At 69.6% G+C, this 14856-nt stretch carries 19 protein-coding genes and 1 pseudogene; 10 read left to right on the plus strand and 10 right to left on the minus strand.

The genetic code is table 11. The features are described from left to right. The first annotated feature begins 49 nt into the window (after nucleotides 1–49). Both OG710_RS16305 and OG710_RS16310 read left to right on the plus strand, forming a co-directional pair. Nucleotides 50–1804, plus strand: coding sequence for a CocE/NonD family hydrolase (locus OG710_RS16305; protein WP_330239970.1), 1755 nt, complete (start codon nucleotides 50–52; stop codon nucleotides 1802–1804). Between the two features lie 114 nt (nucleotides 1805–1918). Next, on the plus strand, nucleotides 1919–2557 hold the full coding sequence (locus OG710_RS16310; protein ID WP_330239971.1) for a maltokinase N-terminal cap-like domain-containing protein: 639 nt from the start codon (nucleotides 1919–1921) through the stop codon (nucleotides 2555–2557). Between the two features lie 12 nt (nucleotides 2558–2569). On the opposite strand, the gene OG710_RS16315 is transcribed toward OG710_RS16310, so the two are convergent. After that, the gene (locus tag OG710_RS16315) at nucleotides 2570–2986 is read right to left on the minus strand and encodes a VOC family protein (protein ID WP_330239972.1); all 417 of its coding nucleotides are present in this window, start codon (nucleotides 2984–2986) and stop codon (nucleotides 2570–2572) included. 75 nt (nucleotides 2987–3061) lie between these two features. Here OG710_RS16315 and OG710_RS16320 point away from each other — a divergent pair, with 75 nt between their 5' ends. From OG710_RS16320 to OG710_RS16340, 5 genes are all read left to right on the plus strand, one after another. After that, nucleotides 3062–3691: a TetR/AcrR family transcriptional regulator gene (locus tag OG710_RS16320; RefSeq protein ID WP_330239973.1), complete on the plus strand. Its 630-nt coding sequence runs from the start codon at nucleotides 3062–3064 to the stop codon at nucleotides 3689–3691. Then, complete coding sequence (locus tag OG710_RS16325; RefSeq protein ID WP_330239974.1) at nucleotides 3681–4391, plus strand: hypothetical protein; 711 nt, start codon at nucleotides 3681–3683, stop codon at nucleotides 4389–4391. Before OG710_RS16320 ends, OG710_RS16325 begins: the two co-directional genes overlap by 11 nt. A 119-nt stretch (nucleotides 4392–4510) precedes the next feature. Further along, nucleotides 4511–4915, plus strand: coding sequence for a hypothetical protein (locus OG710_RS16330; RefSeq protein WP_330239975.1), 405 nt, complete (start codon nucleotides 4511–4513; stop codon nucleotides 4913–4915). A 97-nt stretch (nucleotides 4916–5012) separates the two neighbouring features. After that, entirely contained in the window at nucleotides 5013–5492 is a 480-nt protein-coding gene (locus tag OG710_RS16335; RefSeq protein WP_330239976.1) for a hypothetical protein, read from the plus strand. Nucleotides 5493–5510: 18 nt separating this feature from the next. Then, complete coding sequence (locus tag OG710_RS16340; RefSeq protein WP_330239977.1) at nucleotides 5511–6410, plus strand: aminoglycoside phosphotransferase family protein; 900 nt, start codon at nucleotides 5511–5513, stop codon at nucleotides 6408–6410. Nucleotides 6411–6428: 18 nt separating this feature from the next. On the opposite strand, the gene OG710_RS16345 is transcribed toward OG710_RS16340, so the two are convergent. The 9 genes from OG710_RS16345 to OG710_RS16385 form a co-directional block, all read right to left on the minus strand. Beyond that, the gene (locus tag OG710_RS16345; protein ID WP_330239978.1) at nucleotides 6429–7187 is read right to left on the minus strand and encodes a class I SAM-dependent methyltransferase; all 759 of its coding nucleotides are present in this window, start codon (nucleotides 7185–7187) and stop codon (nucleotides 6429–6431) included. A gap of 564 nt (nucleotides 7188–7751) precedes the next feature. Further along, the gene (locus OG710_RS16350; RefSeq protein ID WP_330239979.1) at nucleotides 7752–8786 is read right to left on the minus strand and encodes a hypothetical protein; all 1035 of its coding nucleotides are present in this window, start codon (nucleotides 8784–8786) and stop codon (nucleotides 7752–7754) included. After that, complete coding sequence (locus OG710_RS16355) at nucleotides 8779–9075, minus strand: hypothetical protein (RefSeq protein ID WP_330239980.1); 297 nt, start codon at nucleotides 9073–9075, stop codon at nucleotides 8779–8781. Before OG710_RS16355 ends, OG710_RS16350 begins: the two co-directional genes overlap by 8 nt. Before the next feature lie 133 nt (nucleotides 9076–9208). Further along, a complete protein-coding gene (locus OG710_RS16360) occupies nucleotides 9209–9733 on the minus strand; it encodes a hypothetical protein (protein ID WP_330239981.1) in 525 nt (174 codons plus the stop codon). 147 nt (nucleotides 9734–9880) lie between these two features. Then, nucleotides 9881–10441, minus strand: coding sequence for a hypothetical protein (locus OG710_RS16365; protein ID WP_330239982.1), 561 nt, complete (start codon nucleotides 10439–10441; stop codon nucleotides 9881–9883). Nucleotides 10442–10780: 339 nt separating this feature from the next. Beyond that, nucleotides 10781–11590, minus strand: a complete 810-nt coding sequence (locus OG710_RS16370) for a hypothetical protein (RefSeq protein WP_330239983.1) — start codon at nucleotides 11588–11590, stop codon at nucleotides 10781–10783. A 290-nt stretch (nucleotides 11591–11880) separates the two neighbouring features. Continuing rightward, entirely contained in the window at nucleotides 11881–12090 is a 210-nt protein-coding gene (locus OG710_RS16375) for a DUF397 domain-containing protein (RefSeq protein ID WP_330239984.1), read from the minus strand. 94 nt (nucleotides 12091–12184) lie between these two features. Then, nucleotides 12185–12394 carry a DUF397 domain-containing protein gene (locus tag OG710_RS16380; RefSeq protein WP_330239985.1) on the minus strand — a complete coding sequence of 70 codons (210 nt, stop codon included), beginning with the start codon at nucleotides 12392–12394 and terminating at the stop codon, nucleotides 12185–12187. Beyond that, nucleotides 12375–13217 carry a helix-turn-helix domain-containing protein gene (locus OG710_RS16385; RefSeq protein WP_330239986.1) on the minus strand — a complete coding sequence of 281 codons (843 nt, stop codon included), beginning with the start codon at nucleotides 13215–13217 and terminating at the stop codon, nucleotides 12375–12377. Before OG710_RS16385 ends, OG710_RS16380 begins: the two co-directional genes overlap by 20 nt. A 113-nt stretch (nucleotides 13218–13330) precedes the next feature. Between OG710_RS16385 and OG710_RS16390 the strand changes: the two genes are divergently transcribed. The 3 genes and pseudogenes from OG710_RS16390 to OG710_RS16400 all read left to right on the plus strand — a co-directional run bounded on the left by OG710_RS16390 (nucleotide 13331) and on the right by OG710_RS16400 (nucleotide 14605). After that, a complete protein-coding gene (locus OG710_RS16390; protein ID WP_330239987.1) occupies nucleotides 13331–13567 on the plus strand; it encodes a hypothetical protein in 237 nt (78 codons plus the stop codon). After that, nucleotides 13564–13809, plus strand: a complete 246-nt coding sequence (locus OG710_RS16395) for a hypothetical protein (protein ID WP_330239988.1) — start codon at nucleotides 13564–13566, stop codon at nucleotides 13807–13809. The genes OG710_RS16390 and OG710_RS16395 overlap by 4 nt, the downstream gene beginning before the upstream one ends. A gap of 143 nt (nucleotides 13810–13952) precedes the next feature. Next, a pseudogene (locus tag OG710_RS16400) lies at nucleotides 13953–14605 on the plus strand (maleylpyruvate isomerase family mycothiol-dependent enzyme). The last annotated feature ends 251 nt before the right edge of the window (nucleotides 14606–14856 follow it).

Genomic DNA, 14856 nt, shown 5'->3' on the forward strand with positions numbered 1-14856 from the left:
TCAGTATTCTCGTACACAGTACGAGAATGAGGTGCCGATGGAGGCGAAGATGACCCGACCGACGCATGACGCCCGATCCCACACCGCGTGGACTCCGCCGGCCGGGAAGCCGCCGCTCGCCTCCCGGCTGATGCGCGCCACCTGGCGCGGCCTGCCCGCCGCGCGGTACGCGGTGGGCGTCGAGCGCGGGCTGACGGTCCCGGCGGCGGACGGCAGCCCGCTCGTCACCGACCACTACTTCCCGCGCGCCGGGGGCGACTTCCCGACGCTGCTGGTGCGGTCGCCGTACGGACGCGGAGTGCCGTGGTCCCCGCAGTACGGGATGCTCTTCGCCGAGCAGGGCTTCCACGTCGTGCTCCAGAGCTGCCGGGGCACCGGGGGCTCGGGCGGCGACTTCCACCTCTGGCGCAACGAGGCACCGGACGGCCGGGCGGCCGTGGCCTGGCTCCGCGAACAGCCGTGGTTCGACGGCCGGCTGGGCACGGTCGGCCCGAGCTACCTCGGCTACACGCAGGAGGCGCTGGCCCTCGAACCGCCCCCGGAACTGCGGGCGATGGTGGTGCAGGTGGGCCTGTACGACCCGTACGCCCTCTTCCATACGGACGGCATCCTGAACCTGGAGACGGCCCTCGCGGTGGGCGCCGGGATGACGTACCAGCACCGCGGCCTCGGCCCGTTCGTCCGGGCGACGCTGCGGCTGCAGCGGGCGATGCGCGGGATCGCCGCGGCGAGGCCGCTGCGGGGGGCGTACGCGGGGGCGCTGGGCGAGGTGCCGTGGCTGGAGGAGGTCATGGCCCACCCGGACGGGGACGACGCGTACTGGGCGGGCGCGTCCGTGGGGGCCGGAGCGCCCGGAGCGCCCGGAGCGCCCGGAGCGCCCGGAGCGCCCGGAGCGCCCGGAGCGCCCGAGGTGTCCGGGGCGCCCGGCCCGGCCGCCGTGCCCACCGCCCTGATCACCGGATGGCACGACGTCCTCGGGCGCCAGAGCTTCGAGCAGTACGAACGGCTGCGCCGCGCCGGCGCCGAGGTGTCCCTGCTCGTCGGCCCCTGGACCCACACCTCCGCGCTCCAGGCCGGCTGGTCCGAGGTGTTCGCCGAGTCCCTGGCCTGGCTGCGCGCCCATCTGTGCGACGACCCGTCCGGGCTGCGCCCGACGCCGGTGCGCGTGCACGCGGGGGGCGAGGGCGGCACCGTACGCGACCTCGAAGCGTGGCCCCCGGCCGCGCGCACGGCCTCCTGGTACCCGACGCGGGACGGCCACCTCACCCGCGAGGCGCCCACGGACGCCGCCCCCGTGGCCTCCCTGCGCCACGACCCGGCGGACCCGACGCCTTCACTCGGCGGCCCGGTGCTCTCCCGTACCGCCGGGGCGCGCGACAACAGGTCCCTGGAGGCGCGCGAGGACGTGCTGACCTTCACCGGACCCGCCCTGACGGACCCGCTCACCGTCCTCGGCCCGGTCTCCGCCCGCGTCAGCGCCGCCACGGACACGGGATATGGCGACATCTTCGTACGCCTGTGCGACGTGGACCCCGAGGGCCGCTCCACCAACGTCTGCGACGGCGTGGCCCGGCTCCGTACCACCGGCTCCGACCCCGCCCGCCTCACCGTCCCTCTGGGCCACACGGCCCACGTCTTCGCCCCCGGCCACCGCATCCGCTGGCAGATCGCTCCGGGCGCCCACCCCCGCTACGCCCCGAACCCCGGCACGGACATGCCGCGCACGGAGGCGACGGAGTTCGTCCCGATCCGCGTCACGGTGCACGCGGACTCGGAACTGAACCTGCCGGTGGCGGGGGAGTGAGCGGTACCGGCAGGGGCCGGGGGTCGTAGGGTCGGGGGGCCGTACGGGTTCGGCAACCGGGCCCGTACGGAGGGGAATCCGTCGTTCGTACGACCCATGGGAGAGGCTTCCGGTATGGCTGTCATCCACCGCACCACCCTGGCTCCGACCAAGCTCGAACTGCTTGCCGACTGGCTGCCGACCCGCGCCTGGTACGTGGGTTCCCCGCGTCCGGAGCTCGTCCGGTCCGGCGGGTTCCGGCTGGACGATCCGCAGGGTGAGGTGGGCATGGAGTTCATGGTGGTCACCGACACCTCGGGCGACGGGCCGACCGCGTACTTCGTGCCGCTCACCTATCGGGGCGCCGCGCTCGACGAGGCGCGCGACGCGCTCGTCGGGACGACCGAGCACGGGGTGCTGGGGAAGCGGTGGGTGTACGACGGGTTCCACGACCCGGTCCTGACCGCGCAGCTCCTCGCCCTGCTCGACGGCCGTGCCGAAGCGCAGGCCCAGAGCGTCAGCGACACCCCGGACCCGAGCATCGAACACGCCTCGGAGGCGGGGCCGTTCGACACCGTAACCGCCCAGGCCGCCGATGGCCCGGACGGTACGGACCTCACCCTCACGGGTGGTGCCGTTCTCCACATCAACCGCGTCCTGCGCCCCGGCGCCCTGTCTCTCCCGGAGGGCGCGACGGGTCACGTCTCCGGCCCGTGGCGTACGCCGGACGACGAGGAGGTCCGGGGGATCTTCGCGGTGCTGCGTACGGCGTGAGTGCCGTGTGTCTCAGCCGGTGACGTACTGGTCGCGATACTCCTCCGTGGGGGCGATCGGGGTGATGACGTCGATCAGGACCCCGTTGGGGTCGGCCACGATGAAGTGCCGCTGGCCGAAGTCCTCGCTGCGCAGTTCGAGGACGGGGTGCAGTCCTTCGCCGGTGACGAGGCGGTCCCACTCCGCGTCCACGTCCTCCACCTCGAAGTTGAGCAGCAGGCCCTGCGCGGGGACGCGGTGGTCGGCGGGGACGGTGGGGTGGGTGTGGTCGAGGAGGGCGAGTTCGTAGCCGGGGGCTTCCGGGCGGCGCAGGCTGACGTACCAGTCGGCCTCGAAGGTCGTCTCGAACCCCAGGAGGCGGGTGTAGAAGGCGTGGGACTCTCGCAGCTTCGCTGTGCCGATCACGGGATAGAAACCGGTCAGCTTCATGTCTGAACCCTTTCGCATACCGTCAGTATGCGAAGAAGCTATTCACATACCTTCGGTATGTCAATGAGGAGTGCGATGCGACAGGACGGCATCCGGGCGCAGCAGCGGGAGCTGACCAGGCAGACGTTGCTGCGGGAGGGCCGGCGCCTGTTCTCGGCCGGTGGCTACGGCGCGGTGGGCCTGGCGGAGATCGTCGGGGCGGCCGGGGTGACGAAGGGCGCGCTGTATCACCACTTCACCGGCAAGGCGGAGCTGTTCCGTGCCGTCCTGGAGGAGATGCAGCAGGAAGTGGGGCGCCGGGTGGCCGCCGCCGCCGATGCCCACGACGATCCCTGGGACCAGTTGGTCGCCGGCTGCCAGGAGTTCCTCACGGTGACGACCGATCCGGACATCCAGCGCGTCATGCTGGTCGACGGGCCCGCCGTGCTGGGGTGGAGCGAGTGGCGGGCGATGGACGAGGCCGCCTCCGCCCGCCACCTCGCCGACGCGCTGACCTCCCTCGTCGAGGCGGGGATCATCGCCCCGCAGCCGGTCGCGCCCCTGGTCCACCTGCTGTCCGGCGCGATGAACGAGGCCGCCCTGTGGCTCGCCTCCTCCGCGTCCGGGCCCGAGGACCTGCCCCACACGCAAGCGGCACTGACGCGACTGCTGCAGGCGCTGCGCGCGGGCACGACGCCGGGGCGCGGAGGAGAGCGTGACAGCTAGACCGGCGGTCGGTGGGCCGTACTGGGTCTGGACCGTACGCGCGGTTGCTCTGGTGGTCCTCTGCCTGGGGTGCCTGAGCGCCATGTCCGCGGTGTGTCCGCGGGGCGTGGGGATGGACGAGTTGCGGGAGGACGTGCGGGGCGGGCGGGTGGACGTCGTGCATGTGGTCTACGTGTCCCCGGCGGAGGTCCAGGCGCGGTGGTCCGTGGGGCTGTTGGGGGACAAGGCGGTCACGTACCGCTTCGAGGAGCTGGGGGGTGGGGTCGAGGAGGAGTTCATCGCTCTGGCCCGGACGGAACTCGGCCCGGCGGGCGAGGGCGTCGCCTTCGACGACGTGGACCCGCTGGCCGGCCTCGGCGGCCTCTCCGTCCTGGCGCCCGTGCTGTACTGGCGGTTCATCGAGCCCGGCCTGCTCCAGTGGGCGGTGCTCGCGGCGTTCCTGGGCGTGCTGGTGGACGCCTGCTTCCGAGGCTCGCTGCGGAGTGTGAACGCCGGGTACTGGCTGGTGGCGTGCGTGCTCACGGGGTCGGGTGCGCAGGCGTACCTCTGGTCGGAACCCGCCTCCCCACGGCACCCGGGCAACCCGGCGGCCGCTACCCGAATCTCGGGACTCGGCGTGGCCGCGAGAACCCTGCTCTGGTCCGGAGCGACGCTGCTCGGCGGGTGGGCGGTGCTGCGGGGGCTGCCGTGGGGGCGTTGAGGTGCGCCGCAGGCCGGATGGCGCGGGGAGGTTGGCCGGATGCGGGCTGTCGGGGGACGTTCTGAGGTGAGTGGGCGTCAGGATGGGTACGATCCGACTGTGTTGTGTCAGGGGTGACTGTGGAGCAGGCAGGCATGCTGGGGTACGGGGCGCTTGGCGGCCTGTTCATCTCCGGGTTAACGATGTTTCGCTACTTGCAGGGCGAGAAGATCTGGCCCTGGCATGCACCGGGCGGCGTGACGTTCAAGATCTGGCTCGCCATCGAGATCCTGCGCACGGGTCTGGGGGCGGGGGTGGCCTGGGTGTTGGCCATTTCCGGACCCCTCAGCGCCTTCGGCGCGGTCCTGGCGGGGGCCGGGGCTCCTGCCATTATCGACAAGTGGGGTCGCGCGGCGCCCAAGGAGGTCACCTTGGCGCCCGTCTATGACATCCCGCCGCAGCAGAGTGTCGGAGTTCAGCCCGCTCAACCCGGCGCAGCACAAGGGGCGCCGTCGAATGTGGCAAGTGGAGGTGGCAATGTCTAAGTCGACGCTCGATTCGATTTGGTCCGCTTTTACTCACAGCGGGCCGAGCTATCGCGTGGCGCCTCACGCTCAGTCGTCGCTGGACGGATCAACCCTCGTGAGCGCGTTGACCCGCAGCGGGCCGAGCTACGTGGTCGGGATGACGCGCAAGCTGTCGCCGGCGGAGGCGGACGTCATCCTGACCGAGGAAATCGGGCCACTGGTCATGTCCATCCGCCCCACCCTCGCGAAGGTCAAGACGGAGGTCATGCAACTCGACCGGAACAGGCCCGAGGCGAGCTGCGAGCATCTGGCGGAGATCCAGCGGCTCCTTGGGCACATGATCGAGTCGATCGAACTCGACTACATCGAGATGACGAACCGGTTCCGGCGCTCCCTCCATCCGTTCTCCCTCGTGGAGCACTACCGGATCTGGCATCAGCGACGTCAGATGCTGGGGATCTCCCGTGCGGCGCGCGGCGTACGGGAGACGGCTGCGGAAGCCGTGCTGGAGCTGCGACGCATGGGCATCGGTTCACCGACGGTCGGCACGTTCTTCGACCGCCTGAACGTGGCCACAAACCTGATGGCGGTCTAGGTCCAGGGCCTGCCCGTGATGCACGATGACCAAGTCGAGTTGACCGTCGAGGTCGTCGCGGCCCTCGTGGGGGCGCAGTTTCCGCAGTGGGCGGGGGAGCCGGTTCGGGCGTTGGCGTCGACCGGGACGGTGAATGCGATCTTTCGCATCGGGGACGGTCTCTCCGCGCGGTTCCCGTTGCGGCGCGTCGGGGCCGACGAGGCGCTGGTCGTGCTGGAGCGGGAGGCGCGGGCGAGCGCGGAGTTGGCGGGGGTGTCGCCGGTCCCCGTTCCGGAGCCCGTCGCGCTGGGGCGGCCCGGCGCGGGGTATCCCATGCCGTGGTCGGTGCAGACGTGGGTGCCGGGGAGGGTCGCCCTGGAGGAGGACCCCAGCGGGTCGGACGCCTTCGCCGAGGATCTCGCGGGCTTCGTCGCCGCCCTGCGCACGGCCGATACGCGCGGGCGGGTCTTCGACGGTGACAACCGGGGCGGTGTCCTCACCGATCATGACGCGTGGATGGCGCGGTGCTTCGAGGAGAGCGAGGGCCTGCTCGACGTGCCCCGGCTCCGCCAGATCTGGTCCGGGCTGCGGGAGTTGCCGCGTACGGCGCCCGACGTGATGAGCCACGGAGACCTGATCCCCGGCAACGTGCTGGTCGCGGGAGGCCGACTCGGCGGCGTACTCGACACCGGGGGCTTCGGCGCGGCCGATCCCGCGCTGGACCTCGTCGGCGCCTGGCACCTGTTGCGGGCGGGCCCGCGGCAGGCGTTCCGGCGCGCACTGGGCTGCGACGAGCTGGAGTGGGAACGTGGCAAGGCGTGGGCGTTCGAGCAGGCGATGGGCCTGGTCTGGTACTACGCGGAGAGCAACCCACCGATGAGCGAACTGGGCCGCCGAACGCTGACCCGCATCCTGAACGCAACGACGCCCCGGCCGTAGGCTGCGCCCCCCGTACACCTACGAACCCGCCGCGTCCCGGCGGAAGAGTGCCGTCCACAGGAACGGCACGCCGAACAACTGGGACTCGGGCGGTTCCTCCCGCATCCGGCGCAGTTCGATCTCTTCCAGGTCGGAGAAGATCCAGCGCAGCGATTCGGGGGTATAGGCGAGGCCGCCCTGCAAGTGGCGTTCGCGGTAGAGGTCGGCGTCGCTGCGTTCGGACCCCATCCCCGCCTCGCCGGCGGCGAAACACGTGAGCGCGAGGTGGCCGCCCGGCGCGAGGACGCGGTCGAGGAGATCTAGGTAGCTGACACGTCGGTGGGGCGGCAGGTGGTGGAAGCACCCCGAATCGACGACCAGGTCGTACCGCCCGCTCGACGCGATCACGGGCAGCGCGAAGGCGTCACCGCACAGGAAGCGGACGTCGACCCCGGCCTCGGCCGCCCGTTCCTCGCCCCATGCGACGGCCACGGGCGAGAGGTCGACCGCGTCCACGTCGAAGCCGTGCGCCGCGAGGTACAGGGCGTTGCGACCGGGCCCGCAGCCCAGATCCAGGGCCCGGCCGGGTGTGATCACGCCCCGGTTCAGGCAGTCGGACAGGTTCTCGTCCGGCTTTGCTGCGAAGAAGGGGACGGGCTTTGACCGGTCGGCGTAGAAGCCGTCCCAGAAGCTCCGGCCGTCACCGGTCGCCGCCCCGCGATCGGCCTGGGACTCAGAGGCGAAGAGCCCGTCCAGAAGCGTGAGTACGTCCTCGACAGTGCGTACGGTCCGGTCCATCCGGCCCTCCTCTCGACCATGTTCGATCGTAAGGACGGCGAAGGTGAAAGACCAGGTCAGGTGGCATATGGCGATTGCTGCTCCGGCGTGCTGCGCCTCCCCGGAGCACGCGAGGGAGGCAACCCCTTTGCCCTCGGGACGACAGCCGCCCCTACGGCTGTCGGAGGCCCGGCAAGGGGCCGATACCGGCTGCGGGACGAAGCCTGATTCGGCGGTTTTCCAGCCGTCCGCAGCCAGCCGCCTCCGTGCCCACCCGCTGCGCGATTCTCAGCTCAAGAGACCCTTGACGTCGTTCATGCTCGGGAGAAGCCTCGTTCGCAAGCACCCGCAAGTACCCGCAACTGGCTGGACAAGGGAGATCGCCATGGCGCTACGGTTCGTCGGCATACCCGACGGCGACTGAGCCGGACGCGAGTTCGCTGAAGAGCCCTCGGTCGTCAAGCTCGTCACGGATGCCTTCGAGATGGTGTGGGAGCGGGCAACCCCGCACGACCAGTACACCGCCCGTGACGCCCGTGTCGGAGGTGGTGCCACGGGCGCGGCGATCATCGAGCGGCGCTTGATCTATTTGACCGACCACGTCGAGCCCGTCCATGCCGTGCGAAGGTATTGTCGGCCCGAGAAGACCACGTACTCCTTCGGGTCGTTCGGCATCTGCATCACGGCGTCGATTCCCGACGCGAAGCTCGGGTAGCGGTCGAGTCCGCCCCAGTTGCTCAAGGGCTTCGGGTTCTGTACCACGTCATCGTCGTGGATTGATCCGTCAGCCACTTTGAGGCGGAGGTAATGCGAACCCGAGAAGACCCAGTACTCGTTTCTGTTGTCCGGTGTATTCGCTACGGCGTCGATCTTCGCGAATGATGGAGAAGTGTCGCTGAGGGAACCCCAGTAGCTCAACGGATTCGGCTGCGGATTCGGCTGCGAATCTTCCGGAACCCTGGTGTCCACATGGTAGAAACCGTCGTTCACATGAACACGAAGGAAACGTGAACCCGAGAAGAGCCAGTACTTGTTTCTGTCGTCCGGCCACCGCATCACAGCGTCGATCTTCTCGAACGGTGGGGAGTCTTCGCCAGGGGCGGCCTGGAGGGAGCCCCAGTTGGTCAGCGGTCCTGGGTTCTGTACCACGTCGGCGAAATTGCTCTCCCCGTCCGTCACTTGGATGCGAGTGACCTGCGCCCCGGAGAAGAGCCAGTACTCGTTCTTGTTGTCCGGCGTCTGCATCGTGGCGTCGATCCGCTTCGTGAACCCCGCTTCGATGAAGGGGGCGGAATCACGTTTGCTGAAGGCGAATAAATCGCTCAGCGGCCTCGGGCCCTGCGGCTTCCTGCCGTCGTCCGTGCCGGTGAGGCGTACGGCGACCAGTGTGCCGGCCGTCGCGGCCAGTGCGGCGCCGCCGAGCAGGACCGCGCGGCGGCTCGGGGCGCGCGAGGCGCCGCCCAGTGCCTTCTTGGCCTCGGCCGCGGTGCCGACGTGAATGTTGATTTCCTGGCGCAGGTCCCTGCCGACGACGTTGCCGTTCGCGCCCTGCGCGGTTTCGGGGCGACGGGCTGTGCGTCGGCGGAACGCCTCTCGGGACTTCTTCGGCGGCTCACCCATTCTGGTGTTGACCGAAATCGCCCTTGACGCGGTTCCGGTGCGCTTCCTGCGCCGTGGGTCCGGAGGACGCCTGGGTGAAATTGCCGTCGACCTGGTTGTCATCGGCCCGTTGGCTTCTGTCCGGCTCCGATGTCACCGGAAGCCACCACTGCACCGCGGTTCCGACCACGAGCAACACCGCCGCAGAAACCCACCACGCCGTCGATCGGTGGTCGGTGAGGAATCCGGTGGCCACGTTCACCAACGCGGCGACCGCCACCGTTCCCACCGCACCCACGAAACGCTGCACACCTGGAACCATCTGTGCCCCCGGGCAGGATCGAGATTTCCTGCTATCCATAATCCGCTCACTACTATCCGTCGATGGTAGAGCCGCAGCACGATGAACGTCCGGGGTATGGAGAAACCTGACTTGAACTCATTCAGCCGGTGGGCGTGGTTCCCTGGGCTTTTTTGGCGCAGGCGTCCTCGAAGCTGCCCAGGCTGAGCACTCGGAAGTCCGAGGACTGGCGGTAGTCCATGACCACGGTCCAGCCGCGCTTCTTGAACACCGACCGGATCACGGCGGTCCCGTGGTCCGACGCCTTGCTGTCGTCGTCGCGTCCCCGCTTCTCCGACCAGCCACGGTCGGTCAGCGCGGTCGCCACGGCTCTGGCGTGGTCGATGTTCAGCTTGGTGGCGGTCTTGTCGAATCCCTTGTACTCGACGAAGCACTTGCCCAGCGGGTTGTCGGTGGTCTCCGTTCTCGCGGCGACCTCCGGGTCGTTGGCCGGCGCCCCGACGTCCTCGGTGATGCCGTCGAGCACCAGGCGCATCTTGGCCTTGGTGATCGGACCGGAATCCTCCGGCCTCGGACCGGAGGCCGCCGGGTCGGACGTACAGCCGGTCAGTCCGATCGCCACCGTGGCCATGCAGACGACAGCCCACCGCACCCTGTTCACACGCATCCCCCCACCCTCAGCCAGTGCAGTGTGTCACGGGGCACCGACAAGGCCGGTTGCGAGCCCTGTTGGGGCGCGGAGGGGTACGGAGGGGTACGGCGGTGCGCTCGGCCGTGATCGTGTGGCCGAGCGCACCGCGCGTACGGGCGGTCTTCACGCCGGCAGGCAGAACCCGGCTTCCGCGAGCAGTTCCCTCAGCAGTTGGCGGAGGTATTCCGGGCTGGGCGGGTCACCGGCCTCGCCCTTGGGCCCGCGAGGTCCGCGTGGACCCACGGGCCCCTCGGGCCCCGTGTCGCCGCGAGGGCCCTGGGGTCCACGGGGGCCGACAGGGCCGTCCTTGCCGTCGATCCCCGAGAGCCCCTGGATGCCGGGTTTGCCGTCGCGGCCGTCCTGGCCCGGACGGCCCTCCGGACCGGTCGCGCCCACCGCACCCTCGGGGCCGGTCTCGCCCTCCGGGCCGTACGGGCCCGTCGCTCCCTGGGGGCCCTGCGGTCCCTGGGGCCCCTGGGGTCCGGGCGGGCCCTGCGGGCCGGACGGTCCTTGTGGTCCGGGAGGGCCCTGGGGTCCGGGCGGGCCCTGCTCGTCGGTGGGGGGAAGGGGTTCGCAACCGTGGTCGCAGGTGGGGGCGGCCTGACCGGCCGCGATGGAGCGTGCGTCGTCGGACCGGGCGGAGGGTGGGCTCTTCGAGGGACGGGGGACGGACGAGGGGGCCATGCTGCCTCCTGGTGCTCTTGGCACATGCGTCGTGCGTGTGGGGGGATGCCGTCCTGCCGGGGGGGAGAGAGGCGGGACGGGCGGTCGGCAGCGACGGAGAGCGGCTGGACTTCCCCTTCTCCGACAGAGGTGCGAAGTGTGAATCGTGAAGAGGAAGTCTGCTTTTCCGTGCCCTCGTAATATTCCCTTGGGGTATTTCGACTAACCACACCAAAGAGTGGCAGGAAAAGTACTACTTGGGTGCCGAAACGAATATGCGGGATGAATTTACGAAATGCGCCCGGCGTGCTCGGGCGTGCGGAAGCACATTCAAGCCCCGAGCCACGAGCCCGAGCCCCGTCAGCGGCCTGGGCGTTCGCCCTTGGGGATCAGGCCCGCTCGGGCGGCTCGTGCCTGAGCCCGGACCTTGTGCGGAGGAAGCGCGGGCGCGGCGGCCCGGGTTCGCGGCCTGGCGCCACGGCAGGGTGCGCACTTGCCGCCCAACAGCGCCTCCGGCGGTCCCGGTACGCGGCATTCGCTGCACTCCAGCGTGCGCAGCACCGTCCGGGGCGTGGCCTCGCGCGCGGGCGGGAGCTTCGTGCGGAGGCGGTTCGCGACGAACGCCGCCGGGTGATGGATGCGGTCCGGGAGGCCCGTGGTGAGGGCGTTCAGGATCTCCGGGGGCGTCGCGCCCCGCCGTAGCCACTCGCTCATCGAGGGCTCCAGCGCCACGCAGTCCCGCTGCGCCAGCGACAGCGCGGGGGCGGTGCGTCCGAGCGCGGCGAGCAGAATGAACGCCCTTGACCGCGTGGCCCGTTCGGGCTCCGTGGGGGCGTCGCCCCGTGCGAACGCCGTCCACCACGCGTCGTCCCGCGCGGTCCGCGAGAAGAACGTACGCGTCACCCACACGAGTTGTTCCCCGCTCGCCACGCAGTCGCTGCCCCGGCGCAAGTGCCCGGCTTCCTGAAGGCGGTTGAGGCTTGTACGGACCGCGCACTGCCCGTACGGCAGTGTCTTCGCGAGCGTCTTTACGGAGATGTCGGCGCCGTCCGGCAAGCCGTCGATGTACGAGGCGATGGCCGCGTCACGCGGTACGAGGTGAGTGAAGTCGGCGCCGGTACGAGGGCGTTGATCGGGTGCAGAACGCTTGCCGTAACCGGGGTTCGCCATCGGGTGGTTGGGCGAAGGGTCGCCACTAAACTGGCCGTCAGCCATCAGATCGTTTTCCCTTTAGCTTGCGATCGAGGTGGTCAGGCCCCTGGCGGTGTTTGCGCACCGGCAGGGGCCGTCTGTGTCTAAGTCCTCGCCGAAGCTAGAACGGGACTACGCTCCGTCGCAAGTCAATCGCCAGAAGTCACCCTTGCGGGTCACAAGGGTGGGCGGGTGGGTACAAGTCCCCCCAACCATTCCGCTCAAAGAGCGCTCGGAGCCCGAAACTTGAGCCTCGGGCCCCACCTGCGTCAGGCGAGCTTGAGATCCGAAACGAACGTCTGCCAGGCGCCCGCGCCGAAGATGACGGCCGGCCCTTCGGTGATCTTGGAGTCGCGGATAGGGACGGCGTTGGGGATGCCGTCGAGGACTTCGAGGCAGTCGCCGCCGCTGGCTCCGCTGTACGTGGACTTGCGCCAGACGGCCGTGGAGAGGTCGTAGTGCGTGCTGGTGTGCTTCATGCTTGCAATCCTCCGCCGCTCGGTTGAGTGAGACGCGCTGTTCGTTGCAAGAGGGCACGGGGCCACGGAGCTTGTGCTCCGGGCCCCTTCTGCGTCAGGCGGTCTTGACGTCCGCGACGAACGTCTGCCAGGCGGCCGCGCGGAACACGACGGCCGGGCCGTCCGTCACCTTGGAGTCGCGGACGGGGACGGCGTTGGGGATGCCGTCGAGGACTTCGAGGCAGTTGCCGCCGCTGCCGTCACTGTACGTGGACTTGCGCCAAGTGCTCGTGGCCAGGCCGTAGTCAGTACTCGTCTGCTTCATGCTCGTAATCCTCCGCCACCGACTCGATCAAAGCCAGTGACGCTGTCGGTGAAAGCGCGCTGGCCACGAGTAGATCGTAGGTCAGTTCGTACTGCCTGACGGTCGCTGGATCGTCCAGCAATCGGCCCGAACCGAGGGCGTCCGGGTAGGCGAGTGGCGGTGCATCGGAGAAGGCCATGAGCTTGAGGCTGCCGCCCATTGCCGGGTGCGCACCCGCCGCGAACGGCAGTACTTGCGCGATGATCCGATGCTGCCTTATCAGGCTGGCGACGTGACGCAGTGCCTCTGCCATGACCTTCGGGCTGCCCACCCGTCGACGTAACACCCCTTCGTCCAGTACGACCCACAACATCGGGGTTGTTGGATCGGAGAGGAGCTGAGTTCGTTCGAGGCGTCCCGCTACCAGGTCCTCGATCACACTTTCGGCAGCAGTTGGCTGGTACGACCGGAACACCGCGCGCGCGTACGCCTCCGTCTGCAACAGGCCGGGGATGAGCTGGGGCGCGTACTCCTTAATTTCCGTCGCACGGGCCTCCGCCTCAGCGGCCTCCGCGAAGTGATCCGGGTACTTGGACTTCGCGAGGGCCTTGCAGTTCCGTACGAAGAAGCCGTCAGCGTCGAAGAAGTCATCCAACTGGATGGCTTGTTCCATCTGCATCCGCCGTACGCCGGACTCCAGCTGGCCGATGAACGAGCCGCTGACAAAGAGGCGTTCGGCCAGTTCCGTCTGGGAGAGGCCCGCCTTCTCTCTTCGGTGGCGCAGTTCGGCGCCGAGTAGGGCGCGCGGCGAGGAGGAGGGGTCCAGCTTCTTGGGACCTGGCATGACTACTCCCGGTTGCACAGATTGCGTTGTTGGGCAGGAACCTCTTCCACCGTAGCGACAGGATCACCACTCTGGGTATGCATCGTCGTTACTCAGTGTGGAAGGAATGGATCATGACGACTACGGAACGGCGCGAGACGGCAGTGGAGACGATCAAGCACGCGGAAGAGGTGGTGGCGCTGTTGCGCGAGGGGTTCCTGAAGGCCGGGGTGAAGCTCCCGTCCCTGCGGATCGACGCGGCGTCGTGCGTGGGTGAAACCCCGGCGATCCTCGTTGACCTCGGCCGCTGCAACATGGAGGCGGCGACCCGCCTGGCCCAGGTCCTGGAGGAGAAGGCGGCGGCCTCATGACACACGGTGAGCCGACCGGGCCGGCGGCCTTCGCCCCGGAGCGCGGCTCCTTCGCGGTGGACGGCCGGGACGGCCGCGTGGGCCGGGTGATGGGCCACGTAGGCCCGTCCGTACAACTGCGCCCACCGGGGGGTGGCACCGAGTGGGACTGCCCCCTGGAACTGCTGAAGGCCGCACAACCGGCGGACGTACTACGCGCACGACTGAGCGAAGTGAACTGGGAGGGCCAACTGCCCCGGTGAGGCGGCGACGTCCTACCCGTACGCGCGGGGCTGTCGGGCCCTGCGCGAGCGGGCGGTACTTCGCGATGAGGTTCGGGGTGATCGTGAGTCTGTATCTCCGAGGGGCCGCGAGGGCGCCGGCTGATCATCGGGAGAGGGACGGCATGGAAAGTCCGGAACTGGGAAGAGGCGTCTGGCCGGTCGTGCACGCGGAGCGTGCCGCGCTGATCCGCGACCTGGAGGGCCTTGGCGACGAGCAGTGGGAGCGGCCGTCGCTGTGCGAGGGGTGGACGGTTCACGACGTCGTCGCCCACCTGGTCGACTCGGCCCGCACGACCCGCCTCGGCTTCGCGGCCGGGCTTGTCCGGGCGCGGTTCGACTTCCACCGCCAGAACGCCCACGGCGTGGCACGCGAGCGTGGTGCCTCGCCCTCGGAAACCCTGGCGCGCCTTCGCCGGGTGGCTACACGAACGTCGACTCCCCCTGCTCCCCTCGACAGCCGTCTCGTAGAGGAGATCGTCCACGGCGAGGACATCCGGCGCCCGTTGGGAGTCACCCGCGCCTACCCCCGTAACGCGGTCGTCCGGGCGCTCCGGCTACAGGTCCGCACCCCCGCGTCCTTCGGCGGCTCCAAGGAAGCGGCTCCAAGGAACTGGTCTCCCCTCTTCGCCTCACCGCGACCGACGCCGACGTGGTGATCGGCACCGGCCCGGAAGTCACCGGCCCGGTGCTCTCACTGCTTCTCGCGGTGATGGGCCGGCACGTGGCGCTCGACGACCTGGAGGGGGAGGGGGTCCACGCGTTGCGGCCACGTTGAACCCGTACGCCCGTCACCGGGCGCCCCACCTCTCGGGCGCGTGCCCGCACCGCGCCGGCCGCCCCGCACTGAGGCAGGATCGAGACAGCCTGGCGTGGCATGGAGGGTGGGTTCTCGCAGCGATGATCACTCATCGTGGGGGCGGAGTGGTGGTCTCTGCCTGCATTGTCCGTCTTGGCTGACTCGCCGATGACGTAGAGCAATTGTGGAGGATTTCCGTCCGGCGGGGTTCGCCAAAAGCGACGCAGCCG

It is taken from the genome of Streptomyces sp. NBC_00525, from assembly GCF_036346595.1.
GTDB lineage: Bacteria > Actinomycetota > Actinomycetes > Streptomycetales > Streptomycetaceae > Streptomyces.